The organism is Paenibacillus sp. FSL H3-0302 (genome assembly GCF_037982245.1).
GTDB lineage: Bacteria > Bacillota > Bacilli > Paenibacillales > Paenibacillaceae > Paenibacillus_AQ > Paenibacillus_AQ odorifer.
In genome coordinates, this window is record NZ_CP150284.1 from 3,702,991 (window position 1) to 3,716,405 (window position 13,415).

The 13,415-nt window shown below is 42.8% G+C and carries 16 protein-coding genes; 5 read left to right on the top strand and 11 right to left on the bottom strand.

Features of this window, described 5'->3' with window-relative positions; all coding sequences use genetic code 11:
• Positions 1 to 126 precede the first annotated feature (126 nt).
• Together MHH50_RS16335 and MHH50_RS16340 are read right to left on the bottom strand one after the other, a co-directional pair.
• On the bottom strand, positions 127 to 1,338 hold the full coding sequence (locus MHH50_RS16335) for an MFS transporter (protein WP_094900681.1): 1,212 nt from the start codon (positions 1,336 to 1,338) through the stop codon (positions 127 to 129).
• Between the two features lie 81 nt (positions 1,339 to 1,419).
• Positions 1,420 to 2,187 (bottom strand): DUF1836 domain-containing protein, encoded by a 768-nt coding sequence (locus tag MHH50_RS16340; protein WP_036676915.1) that lies wholly within the window; start codon positions 2,185 to 2,187, stop codon positions 1,420 to 1,422.
• A gap of 114 nt (positions 2,188 to 2,301) precedes the next feature.
• Here MHH50_RS16340 and MHH50_RS16345 point away from each other — a divergent pair, with 114 nt between their 5' ends.
• Positions 2,302 to 3,612 (top strand): hemolysin family protein, encoded by a 1,311-nt coding sequence (locus tag MHH50_RS16345; protein WP_076126650.1) that lies wholly within the window; start codon positions 2,302 to 2,304, stop codon positions 3,610 to 3,612.
• 50 nt (positions 3,613 to 3,662) lie between these two features.
• Here MHH50_RS16345 and MHH50_RS16350 read toward each other — a convergent pair whose 3' ends face one another.
• The 3 genes from MHH50_RS16350 to MHH50_RS16360 are packed head-to-tail and all read right to left on the bottom strand — an operon-like array spanning position 3,663 to position 5,028.
• Positions 3,663 to 4,196, bottom strand: a complete 534-nt coding sequence (locus MHH50_RS16350) for a GNAT family N-acetyltransferase (protein WP_076126651.1) — start codon at positions 4,194 to 4,196, stop codon at positions 3,663 to 3,665.
• A gap of 24 nt (positions 4,197 to 4,220) precedes the next feature.
• A complete protein-coding gene (locus tag MHH50_RS16355; protein WP_076184843.1) occupies positions 4,221 to 4,649 on the bottom strand; it encodes a GNAT family N-acetyltransferase in 429 nt (142 codons plus the stop codon).
• Positions 4,650 to 4,674: 25 nt separating this feature from the next.
• Positions 4,675 to 5,028 (bottom strand): VOC family protein, encoded by a 354-nt coding sequence (locus MHH50_RS16360; protein WP_036677380.1) that lies wholly within the window; start codon positions 5,026 to 5,028, stop codon positions 4,675 to 4,677.
• A 191-nt stretch (positions 5,029 to 5,219) separates the two neighbouring features.
• Here MHH50_RS16360 and MHH50_RS16365 point away from each other — a divergent pair, with 191 nt between their 5' ends.
• Positions 5,220 to 6,536 carry a TrkH family potassium uptake protein gene (locus MHH50_RS16365; protein WP_076184980.1) on the top strand — a complete coding sequence of 439 codons (1,317 nt, stop codon included), beginning with the start codon at positions 5,220 to 5,222 and terminating at the stop codon, positions 6,534 to 6,536.
• 57 nt (positions 6,537 to 6,593) lie between these two features.
• On the opposite strand, the gene MHH50_RS16370 is transcribed toward MHH50_RS16365, so the two are convergent.
• Entirely contained in the window at positions 6,594 to 6,869 is a 276-nt protein-coding gene (locus MHH50_RS16370; RefSeq protein ID WP_076280402.1) for a hypothetical protein, read from the bottom strand.
• A 177-nt stretch (positions 6,870 to 7,046) separates the two neighbouring features.
• On the opposite strand from MHH50_RS16370, the gene MHH50_RS16375 reads away from it, so the two are divergent.
• The 3 genes from MHH50_RS16375 to MHH50_RS16385 all read left to right on the top strand — a co-directional run bounded on the left by MHH50_RS16375 (position 7,047) and on the right by MHH50_RS16385 (position 9,963).
• Entirely contained in the window at positions 7,047 to 8,279 is a 1,233-nt protein-coding gene (locus MHH50_RS16375) for an aminopeptidase (protein WP_340033141.1), read from the top strand.
• A gap of 44 nt (positions 8,280 to 8,323) precedes the next feature.
• On the top strand, positions 8,324 to 9,553 hold the full coding sequence (locus MHH50_RS16380; RefSeq protein ID WP_076126659.1) for an aminopeptidase: 1,230 nt from the start codon (positions 8,324 to 8,326) through the stop codon (positions 9,551 to 9,553).
• Positions 9,554 to 9,780: 227 nt separating this feature from the next.
• The gene (locus MHH50_RS16385) at positions 9,781 to 9,963 is read left to right on the top strand and encodes a hypothetical protein (RefSeq protein ID WP_076126661.1); all 183 of its coding nucleotides are present in this window, start codon (positions 9,781 to 9,783) and stop codon (positions 9,961 to 9,963) included.
• Positions 9,964 to 10,037: 74 nt separating this feature from the next.
• Here the strand turns inward: MHH50_RS16385 and MHH50_RS16390 are convergent, their stop codons facing one another.
• The 5 genes from MHH50_RS16390 to MHH50_RS16410 form a co-directional block, all read right to left on the bottom strand.
• On the bottom strand, positions 10,038 to 10,730 hold the full coding sequence (locus tag MHH50_RS16390; RefSeq protein WP_340033142.1) for a hypothetical protein: 693 nt from the start codon (positions 10,728 to 10,730) through the stop codon (positions 10,038 to 10,040).
• A 25-nt stretch (positions 10,731 to 10,755) separates the two neighbouring features.
• A complete protein-coding gene (locus tag MHH50_RS16395; RefSeq protein WP_340033143.1) occupies positions 10,756 to 11,328 on the bottom strand; it encodes a WHG domain-containing protein in 573 nt (190 codons plus the stop codon).
• On the bottom strand, positions 11,329 to 12,045 hold the full coding sequence (locus tag MHH50_RS16400; protein ID WP_076277593.1) for an MBL fold metallo-hydrolase: 717 nt from the start codon (positions 12,043 to 12,045) through the stop codon (positions 11,329 to 11,331).
• A 91-nt stretch (positions 12,046 to 12,136) separates the two neighbouring features.
• Positions 12,137 to 12,604 carry a DUF6773 family protein gene (locus tag MHH50_RS16405; RefSeq protein WP_076126667.1) on the bottom strand — a complete coding sequence of 156 codons (468 nt, stop codon included), beginning with the start codon at positions 12,602 to 12,604 and terminating at the stop codon, positions 12,137 to 12,139.
• A 2-nt stretch (positions 12,605 to 12,606) separates the two neighbouring features.
• On the bottom strand, positions 12,607 to 12,810 hold the full coding sequence (locus MHH50_RS16410) for a helix-turn-helix transcriptional regulator (RefSeq protein WP_036676881.1): 204 nt from the start codon (positions 12,808 to 12,810) through the stop codon (positions 12,607 to 12,609).
• Positions 12,811 to 13,415: the final 605 nt, after the last annotated feature.

The window sequence follows — 13,415 nt, forward strand, 5'->3', positions numbered from 1 at the left end:
ACTGTGAAGGAACCGTTTTGTTCTTACGTGAATAGTGGTCATCCATAAGGACGACAACATCGTTTCTTCTTGATATTTTAGCATTGTTGATAGATTAACATCAAGTATGTAATGCAGAATCACACTTTAGAGAAGCTCGGTTCCCTTTGTTTCTTTGCCAAGGAACAATACCGCTAATGCACCGATAATAATCGTTACAAAAAATAGCATAAAGATCGAGCCAATCGCCATAGATTTACCTACTAGAACCCCTACCAGCAAAGGTGCGATAATGCCCCCAATCCGGCCAAAGGAAGTTGCTAAACCAGCGCCTGTGGAACGAATAGCCGTTGGATACAGCTCTGGTGTATAAGCATACATGCCACCCCAAGCGCCAAGATTGAAGAAGGATAAACAAATTCCGGCAGCCATCAGCATGCCTTCAGTAGTCGCATTTCCGAACCATGCAGCGCTAACTGCAGTGAACAGCATATAGATGACTAGGACAAATTTACGTCCGAACTTTTCAATAAAGTAAGCGGCAGTAAAATATCCAGGCAGCTGAGCGAGCGTCATAATAAGCACATACTCGAAGCTTTTGACCAAGCTGAAGCCTTTAAGTACCATAACTGTAGGCAGCCATAGAAACATGCCATAATACGAGAACACCACCGTAAACCATAAAATCCACAACATAATTGTAGAACGGCGATATTCTGGCGACCATACGGTAGCGATTCGTTTCTTTAAGGAAACGGGTGCCTTTTTAATCTCAGCAAATTTCGGTGAATCATCAATCGCCCGTCTTAGATATAAAGCGTAGAGTGCAGGTACAGCCCCAATTCCGAAAGCTATACGCCAGCCATAATCAGGGATAATGAAGAACGCGATTAATGCCGAAGCAATCCAACCGACTGCCCAAAAGCTCTCCAAAAGCACAACCGCACGGCCTCTCTCCTGAGCAGGCATGCTCTCTGAGACCAAGGTAGAAGCGACAGGCAGCTCTCCGCCAAGACCAAACCCAGCAATAAAACGAAGCACACAGAGGATCGCAAAGCCTGTTGCAAATGCAGATAATCCGCTTGCCGCCGAGAAAATAAGGAGTGTCCACAGCAATACCGGTTTACGGCCAAAGCGGTCTGCTAATATCCCTGCCGCTGCAGCACCTACTGCCATACCGACGGAATTAATACTAGTCAATATACCGATCTGCTCCGGTCCCAGATTCCAATCCTTAGCTAAAGCTGCTACAACAAAAGAAATCATTCCGACGTCCATCGCATCGAACATCCAGCTCAAGCCAGCGCTGAAGAGTAATTTCCTTTGTTTCGGATTCCGCAGCAGTGTCATTTGATTCACTTCGAAGCCCCCTTATTTCAACCTGTTAACCAATAAACTTACTTTTGATTGTTTCACTTATACATTTTAAAATTGAAGTGCTCAAAAATCAAGAAATAAAGCAGCATTAAAGTATTGCCTAGCCAGCGATTGAAAATAACAGGTCTGCACAGAAATTGTGGCGATAAGCAGCATATTACGAACGGATTCTCTCTGCGCTCTCGACAAATGTGTCAGCCGGTTAATTACACGATCTATAGAGCTTTTTAACGAGGTATCTTCTTTCCAAGAGAACTCCTTGTGCAACACTTGATCTACTTTACATTGCGTCTGAATCGATGGATTGCTTTTGATCTCCTCAAAAAGCCCTGCATAGGCGTAATACAGCTTGGCCGGTTCAATTAGATCATCATCATCCCGATCCGGCTTTAGGAACATTAGCTGGAACAGTTGGCGGATACTTTCAAAGTTAAGAGCGGATTTGAGATCATCGATAATAAACAAAAGCGCCGCCTGATTAACCGAATATTTCTTTCCTTCTTTAGGCGAACCGAGATATTCCTTGAAGTCGCGCTTGACCCAATTTTGCATAGCTGTGACGGTCAATGTGGAATACTCTATAAGATGGCCCAATGAAGCAATTTCACCAAGTGAAAAGCCTTTTACATGGCCGCCTTTAATGATCTTTTGTAATATGGGTGGAACATTGGTTGATAAAAAAGCGGGCAACGAAGTCCCCTTTTGTAATTCTTCACGGTGAAACTTTGCCCATGCCTCTTGGAGGATATTCAGCGGTTTCCGGTCTGACAATCCGGTCAATGAGAGCAGTAGACTGGACATCTCCACACGAGTCAATGCAAATGATTCCATATCTGTTTCCCTCCACCATTTGATATTTTACTGAAAAGTTCGTAGAATAGTTCATAAGAACTCATAATAATAAGTATAACCTATTTTAGGAACGAAAGGGATGGTAAAGATTATATGGGTATAGGACTTAGTTTGACGTTGGTGGTTATTTTGATTATTTTAACCGCTTTTTTTGTAGCAACAGAATTTGCATTGGTGAGACTTAGAGGTAGCCAGATCAGTCAAATGGTGCTTGACGGAAAGAAGAATGCCTTGGCAGTACAGAAGGTATCCGCTAATCTCGATGGCTATTTATCCGCTTGTCAGCTCGGGATTACCATCACTGCGCTGGGTATTGGTGCACTGGCAGAGCCTGCATTCGAACAGTTATTGCTTCCTATTTTCGACTGGGCCAATATCAGTTCTAGTGTGAGTCACCCTCTTGCGTTTTTACTCGCATTCATCATTGCAACATTCTTGCACGTCGTTGTCGGAGAACTTGCTCCGAAGACGGCAGCTATAAACATTCCGGAAAAAATCGGTCAAATTACTTCACCGCTGATTATTTGGTTCTACAGAATTTTGTACCCTCTCATTTGGTTCATGAACGGTTCCGCTAATATGCTTGTTCGTCTTTTTGGGATGAAACCAGCTAGTGAGCATGGAGACGCGCATAGTGAAGATGAGATTCGTTTGATCCTGTCCGAGAGTTACGAAAGCGGGAAAATCAATAAAGCCGAATATGGCTATGTTAACCGAATCTTTACTTTTGATGAGATGCTCGCCAAAGAAATCATGGTTCCGCGAACCGATATGGTATGTCTTTTCACCAATCATTCGTTGAAAGAAAATTTCGAAATTATCCGCAAGGAGCAATATACTCGTTTCCCTGTGGCACAAGGCAGCAAGGATAATATTATCGGAATGATCAACACGAAACAGCTCTATTTGCAGTATGATAACAATCCTGATTTTGATTTCCATAGCTTAATTCAACCCGTACTGACAGTATCTGAGGTGACACCGGTCAAGAATCTTCTAACTCGTATGCAGTTGGAGCGTGTGCATATTGCCTTGCTGCTTGATGAATATGGCGGAACATCCGGTCTCATCACGATTGAAGATATTTTGGAAGAAATCGTTGGTGAAATCCGTGACGAGTTTGACGGTGATGAACGCAGAGAAGTCGAAAAAATAAGCGATACTAACTATCTGTTCGACGGTAAGGTATCTCTGTTAGAGGTCAAGGATCTTACAGGGCTTGATTTCGAAGATGAAGAAGTGACCACAGTTGGAGGCTGGGTATACAGTCATATCGCAGATCCAGCCATTGGCAAAAGTATTGTTCGTGACCATGTAACATTGACCATCCGCGAGATGAACAGATACCGTGTCCGCAAGGTTGAAGTTGTTATCGAACAATCAAGCAACACTGAATCATCATAAATCACGAAATCATAACCTTTATTCATAAAAAAAAGGATAGGGTCATCAGATTAAATCTGACACTCTATCCTTTTTTCTTTTTGGAGAATTTTGCTCATATAATACTCATCCACCCACTCACCATCGACAATAAGAGATTTCCGCTTCGTCCCTTCGATTTCAAACCCGCTCTTGGTATACAGCCCCAAAGCAGCTTGATTATGGGTCATGACGGATAACTCAAGACGAACAATCCCATTGTTCATAGCCCAGATGTCCATCTCCCGGAACAGGCCAGCCCCAATCCCATTCCCCTGATATTGTTTCTGAATCCCAATCACTATGTACGCGCTATGTCTATTGCGTCTAACACTTCCACCTCTAACAGACAAGTAACCTGCCAAATGATCGTCAACCTCTGCCCCTATAAGAATTGAAGTTTCTGCTGCCAGAAAGCTTTCGAGCATTTCTTTGACCTGACAAAGACTAGCTTGTCTTTCATCCGGTTCCAATAACATAAATTTGGACTCTTGGTCTAACTGATGCTGAAGTCGAAGCAGTTCACCTGCATCCTCCGGCACCAGTTCTCTAAGTGTAACCATCATATCATCACTTCCAATCGTAAATAACTATAAATACTTCTTGAATACCTTACTGGAGCTGCTATCATAACCAAGAATTTCGTAGAAACGATGCGCTTCTTCTCTCTTTGCAGCACTTGATAACATAATCTTAAGGGCTCCCTTGGAGATTGCTACATTCTCGGCATGTCTCATTAGCATTGCGCCATACCCTTTTCCTCGTACTTTTTCAGCCACAATGACTCTTTCTATGACAGCAAAGGGCCTATCGTCACACAAAGCATCCATACAAAAATGAAGATGTAACGACCCGACAATTGTTTCTTGTTCTTCGCACACATATAGAAAACTCTCCGGATGATCTGCGATCTGCTTCAGCCGCTCAGGAGATACATGAATAGCTGGATGCTCAGGCAGCAAAATCCGATAAAGTTCTTCAATGAAGGTAGCGTCTTCGGGCACTGCTTCTCTTATCATTCGTCTACTCCCTTCTATACAACGATTAACAACGACAGACCATGATCACATTTCCATCGGGATCTTTAAAATTAAACCAATGATCATGCTCAATATCCGTGAGAATCTCTCCTCCGTTGGCCTTTACATAATCATAAGCAGCATCAATATCCTCGGTGTTAAGATGAAACGAAGGGATGTTTAGAACAGATTCAGCGGTGTAAATCTTACTGTCCAAAACGATGCCCGGTCCCTGCATAGGGACTACATATAAATGACCGAATAATACCTCTCCATCTAATGGGAGTCCAAGCAATTGGCAATACCATTGTTTTGATTTCTCAATATCCTTTACCGGAATAAAAACAGCACCAATCTGATTCAGAATCGGACTTATCATCATTAAGAAAGCCTCCTCTTTTAAGTTGACGGATAGGGTGTTATTCTAGAATAATTCGATAAAATATGTCAATTACCTCCCTCCATTTAGGGAAGGGCTGGTAAGTTGTGTTATAATTCTGTGAGCATTACTCCAATATCACGTACGTCAGGAGAATTACATTGGCTAACCTGAACTTCGGTGGTTTTAAAATGACCCCGCCCAAAGTTTTATCACTAGGATTCTTAATCCTTATCACTGCCGGGACTTTTCTGCTTAGTCTCCCGGTCTCCTCAACATCCGGACAAATATCCTTTATCGATGCCTTGTTTATGGCGACTTCAGCCACTTGTGTAACAGGCCTTGCGGTCATTGATACGGGGACTCAGCTAACTACCTTCGGACAAGTTGTTCTACTCATTTTATTTCAAATCGGAGGATTAGGCTTTGTAACGATGGCTACTTTGATTACCTTGGTCCTTAATAAACGGATATCCTTGAAAGAGCGAATCCTTTTGCAAGAATCCATGAACCAAAATTCGATGCAGGGAATTGTACTCTTAATCCGTAGAGTCCTGATCTATTCTCTTGTTATTCAGCTGTCGGGGGCCGTGTTGTTTGCTGGAAGGTTTATGATGGATATGCCCTTTGGGAAAGCAGCATATTATGGGATTTTTCACAGTATATCTATCTTTAATAATGCAGGCTTTGATCTGTTCGGAGATATTCATGGGCCGTTTAGCGGACTTACTCGTTTTGTAAATGATCCCATTGTTAACTTCACCTCAATGAGTCTCATATTTCTTGGAGGGATTGGTTTTATCGTTCTGTCTGATCTTATGGACTTTCCTAAACGCAGAAGACTCACTCTTCATTCAAAGGTTGTTCTATGGACTTCTCTTATATTGATTGTTATTGGTGCGGGGCTGTTTTTTTTACTGGAGTTTAATTCTACGCTGAAGCCCTTGAGTGCAAGCGGAAAGTTTTGGGCGACCTTTTTACAAGCGGTAACTCCGCGATCTGGTGGTGTCACCACCATTGAAGTTCCACTTTTACGGCAATCCACACAATTTCTAATGATTCTATTGATGTTTATCGGAGCTGCACCTGGGTCGACGGGTGGAGGTATCAAGATCACTACATTCGCCGTACTGGTTACTGCAGTAGCTGCGCGATTACGGGGGAAAGAAGATATTGTAATGTTTCGCCACCGGATCGCTAAAGAAAATGTATATAGAGCCCTCACCATCACATTAATGTCTCTTATGCTGCTTGTCATCGCTACGATGTTATTATCCTTAACCGAGAGCGCTGAATTTCTAACTGTACTTTTTGAAGCTGTATCTGCTTTTGGAACCTCAGGCTTATCTATGGGCCTTACTCCGGAACTGACTACGGCAGGAAAGGTTCTAGTAATTATCCTGATGTTTATGGGCCGGACCGGACCACTTACACTTGCTTATGCTTTGAAACCAAAAGGTAGTAAAGAACTGTACCGTTACCCAGAAGGTAAGATAACGATTGGATAATCATGATATGGCCAGCGGCTACCAGATAATGCCGCTGGCGTCATATCAATAAAAGTATTATTCTTCCACGATTTCTTGTTGATCAAGTGCAGCATCCAGCAACTGATTGTACACATCATCGTTATTCTCCAGCAATGCATCCGTTTCTAAGAACTGTTCCTCGCTCCCAGGCTCACCCGCAAAGCTTAGACTGTAATCCCATTCCGTTCCTCTTGTACTGAAGAAAGTAATTTCATATGGAGCCTTATGATTTTCGAGAGTGAATACAGTCCTCCCTACATAACTTTTATCTTCTTTACGGCTCATTTCAGCACTTACGATCTCTAAATTCATCCACTATCTTCCTTCCTATCATCAAATCAGCTACCCTTTCAGTATATCATTGAAATGAATGTAATTCCTTCTCTTTGCACTGTAAATTCCACGTAATTGACTTTTTTCATCCGGCGGTTAATAATTTAGTACAATGCTTGTAAAGTACTAAACTATTAGTAAATGGAGGAAATTACAATGACTGATTTTCAGGCTAAGCTTAGTAAATATGCAGATTTAGCTGTACAAATAGGTGTTAATGTTCAACCCGGGCAAATTCTAGTGGTGAATGCACCGATTCTTGCCGCTGATTTCGTACGTCTAATTACCGCTAAGGCATATGCTATCGGAGCAAGTTTAGTTAAGGTGAACTGGAGTGATGCAAGCATTACACGCCAACAGTTTGAACACGCTGCACCAGAGGTATTCACTCAGCCTCCTACTTGGTACGCAGGTGAAATGACTGAATTCGCCGAAAAAGGTGCGGCTATCCTTAACGTGATCGCTGAAGATCCTGATGCACTTAAAGGTATTGATCCAGTACGTATCTCCAATTTCCAAAAAGTTCGCGGAGCTGCCCTCACCAAATATCGTGAAATGCAAATGTCCGACAAAGTGAGCTGGAGTATTGTAGCTGTTCCTTGTCAAGCTTGGGCGGATAAAGTATTCCCTGAGGTTCCAACCGAAGAACGTGTAGATAAACTCTGGGAAGCCATTTTCCACACCGTGCGTCTTGACCGTGAAGATCCAGTAGCTGCATGGCAGGAGCATCTTGACACCTTGGAGCAAAAAGCGAATGTACTCAATGCAAAAAAATATAAAAAGCTGCATTACATAGCACCTGGCACTGACCTTAGCATCGAGCTTCCTGAAGGCCATATCTGGGCACAAGGAGACAGCATTAATGCAAAAGGTCATTCTTTTGTAGCCAATATGCCTACCGAAGAAGTCTTCACTGCACCACTAAAGACTGGTGTTAATGGCACTGTAAGAAGTACAAAGCCACTTAGTCATGGCGGCAACATCATCGATGGCTTCTCTATTAGCTTTGAGAACGGCCGTATTATAAGTGTTACTGCTGAGCAAGGTCAAGAAGCGCTAGAGCACCTCATTAGCATGGATGAAGGAGCGAAATACTTAGGGGAGGTTGCCTTGGTTCCTCATAAATCCCCTATTTCTGAATCCAACATTCTTTATTACAACACATTGTTTGACGAAAATGCTTCTAATCACCTTGCTATAGGTATGGCTTATGCCTTCTGTTTAGAAGGCGGTAAAGACATGAATCCAGAGCAGTTAATTGAGCATGGCCTCAACAATAGTGTAACCCATGTGGATTTCATGATCGGGTCAGCTGAGATGAACATTTACGGGATAACTGCTGATGGAACTGAAGAACCTGTCTTCCTGAATGGAAACTGGGCGTTCTAATTTAAGCACACAAGAGATACAGGATATTGGGAGGAATAGAAACTATGTTGGATTTCAAGCAAAAGCTGGAGAATTACGCATTGCTGGCCGTGAAGATTGGCGTTAATATTCAACCGGGTCAGACACTCGTTGTGAATGCAGATATTGTATCCGCAGAGCTTGTGCGACTTGTGGTTCGTAAAGCCTATGAAGCCGGCGCGAGACTTGTAAAGGTAAATTATAGTGATGAAGTTGTATTACGTACACGTTATGATCTTGCTCCATCCGATTCCTTCCTGGAGCCGCCGCAGTGGCAAGCCGATGAATTAGAGGATCTTGCTAAAAAGGGAGCCGCATTTCTAACCATTATCTCCGCTGACCCAGATCTTTTAAAAGGCGTTGAACCGGGAAGAATTGCCGATAATCAACGTATCTCTGGGCAGACCCTAGCACCTTATCGTGAGTACTTAATGGGGAATCATGCGAGCTGGAGCGGCCTTGCCTTCCCATCAGCCTCTTGGGCAGCAAAAGTGTTTCCTGACGCTCCATCAGAGCAGCAGGTTGAACTATTATGGGACGCCATCTTTAAAGCCACACGTGCGGATCAGGAAGATCCTATTGAAGCATGGAGCCGCCATTTAGATGGACTCAAAACTCGTTGCGCTTCCTTGAATGAAAGTAAGTTTCGCAAGCTGCACTATACAGCACCTGGTACAGATTTAACTATTGAGTTGCCGGAAGGACACATCTGGTGTCAGGCAGGAGCTGTGAACGGTAAGGGCGTCCCTTTCCTAGCCAACATTCCAACGGAAGAAGTGTTTACTGCCCCTCTGAAGTCTGGTATTAATGGTAAAGTGAGCAGCACTAAGCCACTTAGCTACGGCGGCAATCTAATCAATAACTTCACGCTGACCTTTGAGAACGGTAAAGTGATTGATTTTACTGCTGAAGAAGGCGCAGAAACTCTGGCATCACTAATCGCACTGGATGAAGGCTCTTCCTATCTTGGTGAAGTTGCTTTGGTGCCTTTCCACTCTCCGATTTCTGAGAGCGGTATTCTTTATTACACTACGTTGTATGATGAGAATGCCTCCTGTCATTTGGCTTTAGGTGCAGCTTATGCCTTCACAATTCAAGAAGGAATTACGATGACTAAAGAACAGCTGTTGGAAAAAGGAATGAATCAAAGCCATACCCATGTTGACTTTATGATGGGCTCACCTGAAATGAATATTGACGGAATTAACGATGATGGAACAACAGTACCTATCTTCCGTAATGGGGATTGGGCTTAAGGCTTAAACAACACCCGTTAGATCCTAGATAGAACCAACTTCAAACAACCCGCTTAGCTCTCTAATTAGAGAGTAAGCGGGTTGTTTTTGTTTTAACAGCAACATTTCAGGTGGTAAAATGCCCAAATTTGAATAAAAGTTCAATATTTGTTCACACTATTGTTGATTTCCGTTCACAAATATGTCACAATACAGTTAAGGATTGAATTTCCAAGGAGGGGATTATCATGTTGAGAGACCCAGTATCCAAAGAAGTTGACAGCCTCGAAGAAGAACAGCTAGAAATTCAACCACCGGTAGATTCAAGAATTGTTGCATCTAATGCTATTAAATACACTGCCTATGTTATGCTGCTTTTTGGATTCTTGTATTTCCTGATTGCTTACTTGGCGCCTATGTTGGAACCTTAATGTGATGGATATAATTTTATTGGAAAACGCTTACGGTTAATCACTCTCTATGGAGCAGTGATTAACCGTTTTTATTAATTCCATGAGAATGCTTTGTTTGTCCAAGCTATTGCTGTTGGCGACCATACCCCGTTCATCTTCGTTTGTATCCAAGCTATGGCCTCTTCTCTATCCCCTTCAAAAGCGGATAAACCGTTATCTGACATCCAGTGACTGACCGTCTCGAACGAGGTGCTGCTCCAGCCATTTACTTCACCTTCATCATTCAGGCGTTGCTTGATGCCTGAGATCACCATATCTAACGATCCTTGAAGCTCAGTAACCGCGTTATCGAAGGCTGTTTTCTTTTCTTTTGCCTTCATATCAGCCTCTGCCCGAAGTTTACGTGTATCAATGCCTTCATGTTCACGAACAATCTGCAGTAAGGTCACAGCTTCTTTACTAGCCAACCCATCCTTATACCGCTCTTCAATAGATTTGGTACTGCCTACTGCTGCTACAAATGCCGGAAACCACTCCCTTGAGACCAAAATAGCCTTTTTCTTAATAAACTTTCCGTATCCTGCAAGACCCTCACCTGGAAACTGCGCACGCCATGACCACGGATCTAAATCTGTTCCAGTATGCCAATTCTCGGGCTTAGTTAAGCCGTTTAAAGACGGGTGCCCGGGAATCAGCGCAGCAAGCGGTAAAATCCCCAATTTCGCAATAATCTCTGCTGTTTCCCCATAAGTGGTGACACTACCTTGTTCGTATTCCTGACCCATTTGTTCATCATCTCCTAGATCTAATTTAATCTGATTTCATATTTCCAATTCCGGTTATAAAAGTGCTAATCAAGCGGGTTAGACTCTCGTTAGTATCGAGCGCCATACCAAATCCACCCTTTTGATCCAATGAGGCGAATCCATGTAGAATACTCCGTAATCCCCTTACGGCATGAAGTTCTCCTTCTTCACCTAATTGATAACTCTTCATCACCTGAATTATAAACTGCAAAATATGCTCACTAGCCGCTTCAAGCTCCGTGTTCTCCTGTTCAGGCGCTCGTAGTGTAGTCTCATACAAACCTGGTCTACTTCTAGCAAAATCCACATATGCTCGGCCCATCGCGTGTACAGCAGCATCTCCATTTAATCCCTCAGCTGCGTTCGACATGCATGTAAATAATAACTCTAAACCGTAAATGGCGAGCCCGGTCCGCAAATCCTGCAGGCCATTTATATGGTTATATAGTGACGGGGAACGAACACCTAGTTTAGCTGCTAGTGCAGCCAAGGTAACAGCTTCTATACCTTCAGCATCGGCAATTTCTGCTGCTCTAATCACTAGCGTGTGACGATCTAATCCTGCTCTAGGTGACATTTAATTACTCCTATCCTGAATCATTTGTGCCTTACGTATGGCTTTCTCCATCTCTTGCTTTGGCGCTTTAAGTAAGTTGCCGTGACCCACAGCAAGTAAAGCTGGAGATAACTCTAGAAGCTTAATCGCACTATTCAGAGCTTGAGCTTTATTCCATGTAGCCATTGCTGGAAAAGGAAACAGGGGGATGATGGTTCCAGCCACCGCAGTTCCCCGGAAGGTCTGAAGAGCATCCCCCACGATTACAGCACCGCTGCGTGAATCAAGGAAAGACATAGAGCCGGGGGTATGTCCTGGAGTGTGAATCGCTGATAATGAGCCAATGGTATCCCCTTCGTGGAGAAGGACATCTGGCTTGGTAGCTATCTTCTTCGGCACGCCTCCCTTAATAGGGGTTTGAGGTTCTCCTTCCCGAAGTGAACGATCTCCACGTAGTAATGCCGAATCTCGCTCAGAGATGTACACCTGAGCCTCTGGACGTTGCTTTTTCAGTCCATCCAGTGCCCCAATATGATCATCATGCGCATGCGTTAAGATTATGCGTGTAAGCTTCTTATTTAGCTTCGCTTCAGTCTCCATAATTCCTTTTAGACTAAATGGCATAGCCGCATCTATTAAAGTCAATCCATCATTTTCCTCAATAATGTAACAATTCACTGGAAAAAAATTAGGCATCCAAGTCAACTGCAATAAATGACCTTCACGTGTTACTCTCATCCTTACCCCTCCGATAAACTAATGGTATTAGCTTAAATATAAACTAATAACATTAGTTTTGCAAGAGGTGGTTATCTTTAATATTTAATATTTAATTCTCAATGTTCTTGTCAGCATTTTTGTTGGATTTATTAATTATGTACCACATCGCCCAAGTGACCCCTATGAAAAATACAACCGCCCCCACGAGAGTACTCGATATATTTTTTCTAATATCCACTTCTCCCGCTTCTCTAAAATCAAGCAAAAATGTTAGCGTGGCCCAAATAATCGTGCTGATAACTCCCGATATTAAATGAATCTTCTTAAACCGTTTGAGTTCTCCTTCCTTACTTGGCAGCAGGTATATCCCATCTTTGACACAACGAACGGTAACATACAAGCAACCTAACAGCATAATCCCAAAAGTATCAACCCAATATTTGATGTCCCACTCCAGGATAAATACTTTTACCAAAAGGCTAATCATAAATCCCACTAACACAATCAACAATCCGTGCGTACTAAACTTCTGAATTTCTGTGATAATTCGTTCGTCTTTAATCTTTGGCCCTTTCACAACTAATCCTCCCAAAAAATATCGTTTAATGACGTATCTAACGCCTTGCAGATGGCTATGCACAGCTTAATCGTTGGATTATAGTTACCAGCTTCAATCAGGCCGATCGTCTGCCGTGTAACCCCTACAACTTCCGCTAACTGTTCTTGGGAAAGATTCTTTTGGATCCTAGCCAGCTTCAACTTGATGTTTTTGTTCTCTCCCACTCCATAACCCCTTTTAATGTTTGTCATGCATTCCATTTTCCACCATTGTAATCTATATCGGTCATTATGTACATTATATATTGCATTTAATTGGTGGGATCAACGTTCGTTTGACTTTTGGATCGACGTGTCATATTAGGATCGACGTTTCTTATTAAGATCAACGTTTCATATTAGGATCCAGACTTCATTTTCCATTCCCTCTCCGTCAGGAAATACTTTCTCCCCACCGTTGGATCAAATGGTGAAGAGTGATTGTGATTGTAACTGAGTCCTTAGCCAGTCAGCTGCGATGCCTAACTCGCCGCCTTTGCTAGTATGTAAGCACACTTTTGCCAATGGCTCGGACTCAGATGACCTTATTTCTCCAATTCGCACTTTTTAGGCGAGCTATCGGACCCAATTGCAGCTATTTACTCAAAATCACACCAATTCTGCGACGTTACATGGTAATAAGAGCTATGCGGTCCGATACTTCTGCAAAATGACTTAAAAAGCTCAAATAGCTGTTATACGGTCCGTAACATACTGAGGGTCTTTAGTTAGTTTGGGTAGTTTAGGTTAGTTTGGAGTTAGTTCACTTATTCGCCGTTGCATCGGACTGA

Excerpts from the sequence above, each read along its gene's own strand:
- MHH50_RS16355 (WP_076184843.1), bottom strand. The coding sequence starts at position 4,649 with ATGATAAGAGAAGCAGTGCCCGAAGACGCTACCTTCATTGAAGAACTT.
- MHH50_RS16395 (WP_340033143.1), bottom strand. The coding sequence starts at position 11,328 with ATGTCACCTAGAGCAGGATTAGATCGTCACACGCTAGTGATTAGAGCA.
- MHH50_RS16380 (WP_076126659.1), top strand. The coding sequence starts at position 8,324 with ATGTTGGATTTCAAGCAAAAGCTGGAGAATTACGCATTGCTGGCCGTG.
- MHH50_RS16385 (WP_076126661.1), top strand. The coding sequence starts at position 9,781 with ATGTTGAGAGACCCAGTATCCAAAGAAGTTGACAGCCTCGAAGAAGAA.
- MHH50_RS16350 (WP_076126651.1), bottom strand. The coding sequence starts at position 4,196 with ATGATGGTTACACTTAGAGAACTGGTGCCGGAGGATGCAGGTGAACTG.
- MHH50_RS16345 (WP_076126650.1), top strand. The coding sequence starts at position 2,302 with ATGGGTATAGGACTTAGTTTGACGTTGGTGGTTATTTTGATTATTTTA.
- MHH50_RS16370 (WP_076280402.1), bottom strand. The coding sequence starts at position 6,869 with ATGAATTTAGAGATCGTAAGTGCTGAAATGAGCCGTAAAGAAGATAAA.
- MHH50_RS16365 (WP_076184980.1), top strand. The coding sequence starts at position 5,220 with ATGACCCCGCCCAAAGTTTTATCACTAGGATTCTTAATCCTTATCACT.
- MHH50_RS16375 (WP_340033141.1), top strand. The coding sequence starts at position 7,047 with ATGACTGATTTTCAGGCTAAGCTTAGTAAATATGCAGATTTAGCTGTA.
- MHH50_RS16390 (WP_340033142.1), bottom strand. The coding sequence starts at position 10,730 with ATGGGTCAGGAATACGAACAAGGTAGTGTCACCACTTATGGGGAAACA.
- MHH50_RS16400 (WP_076277593.1), bottom strand. The coding sequence starts at position 12,045 with ATGAGAGTAACACGTGAAGGTCATTTATTGCAGTTGACTTGGATGCCT.
- MHH50_RS16340 (WP_036676915.1), bottom strand. The coding sequence starts at position 2,187 with ATGGAATCATTTGCATTGACTCGTGTGGAGATGTCCAGTCTACTGCTC.
- MHH50_RS16360 (WP_036677380.1), bottom strand. The coding sequence starts at position 5,028 with ATGATAAGTCCGATTCTGAATCAGATTGGTGCTGTTTTTATTCCGGTA.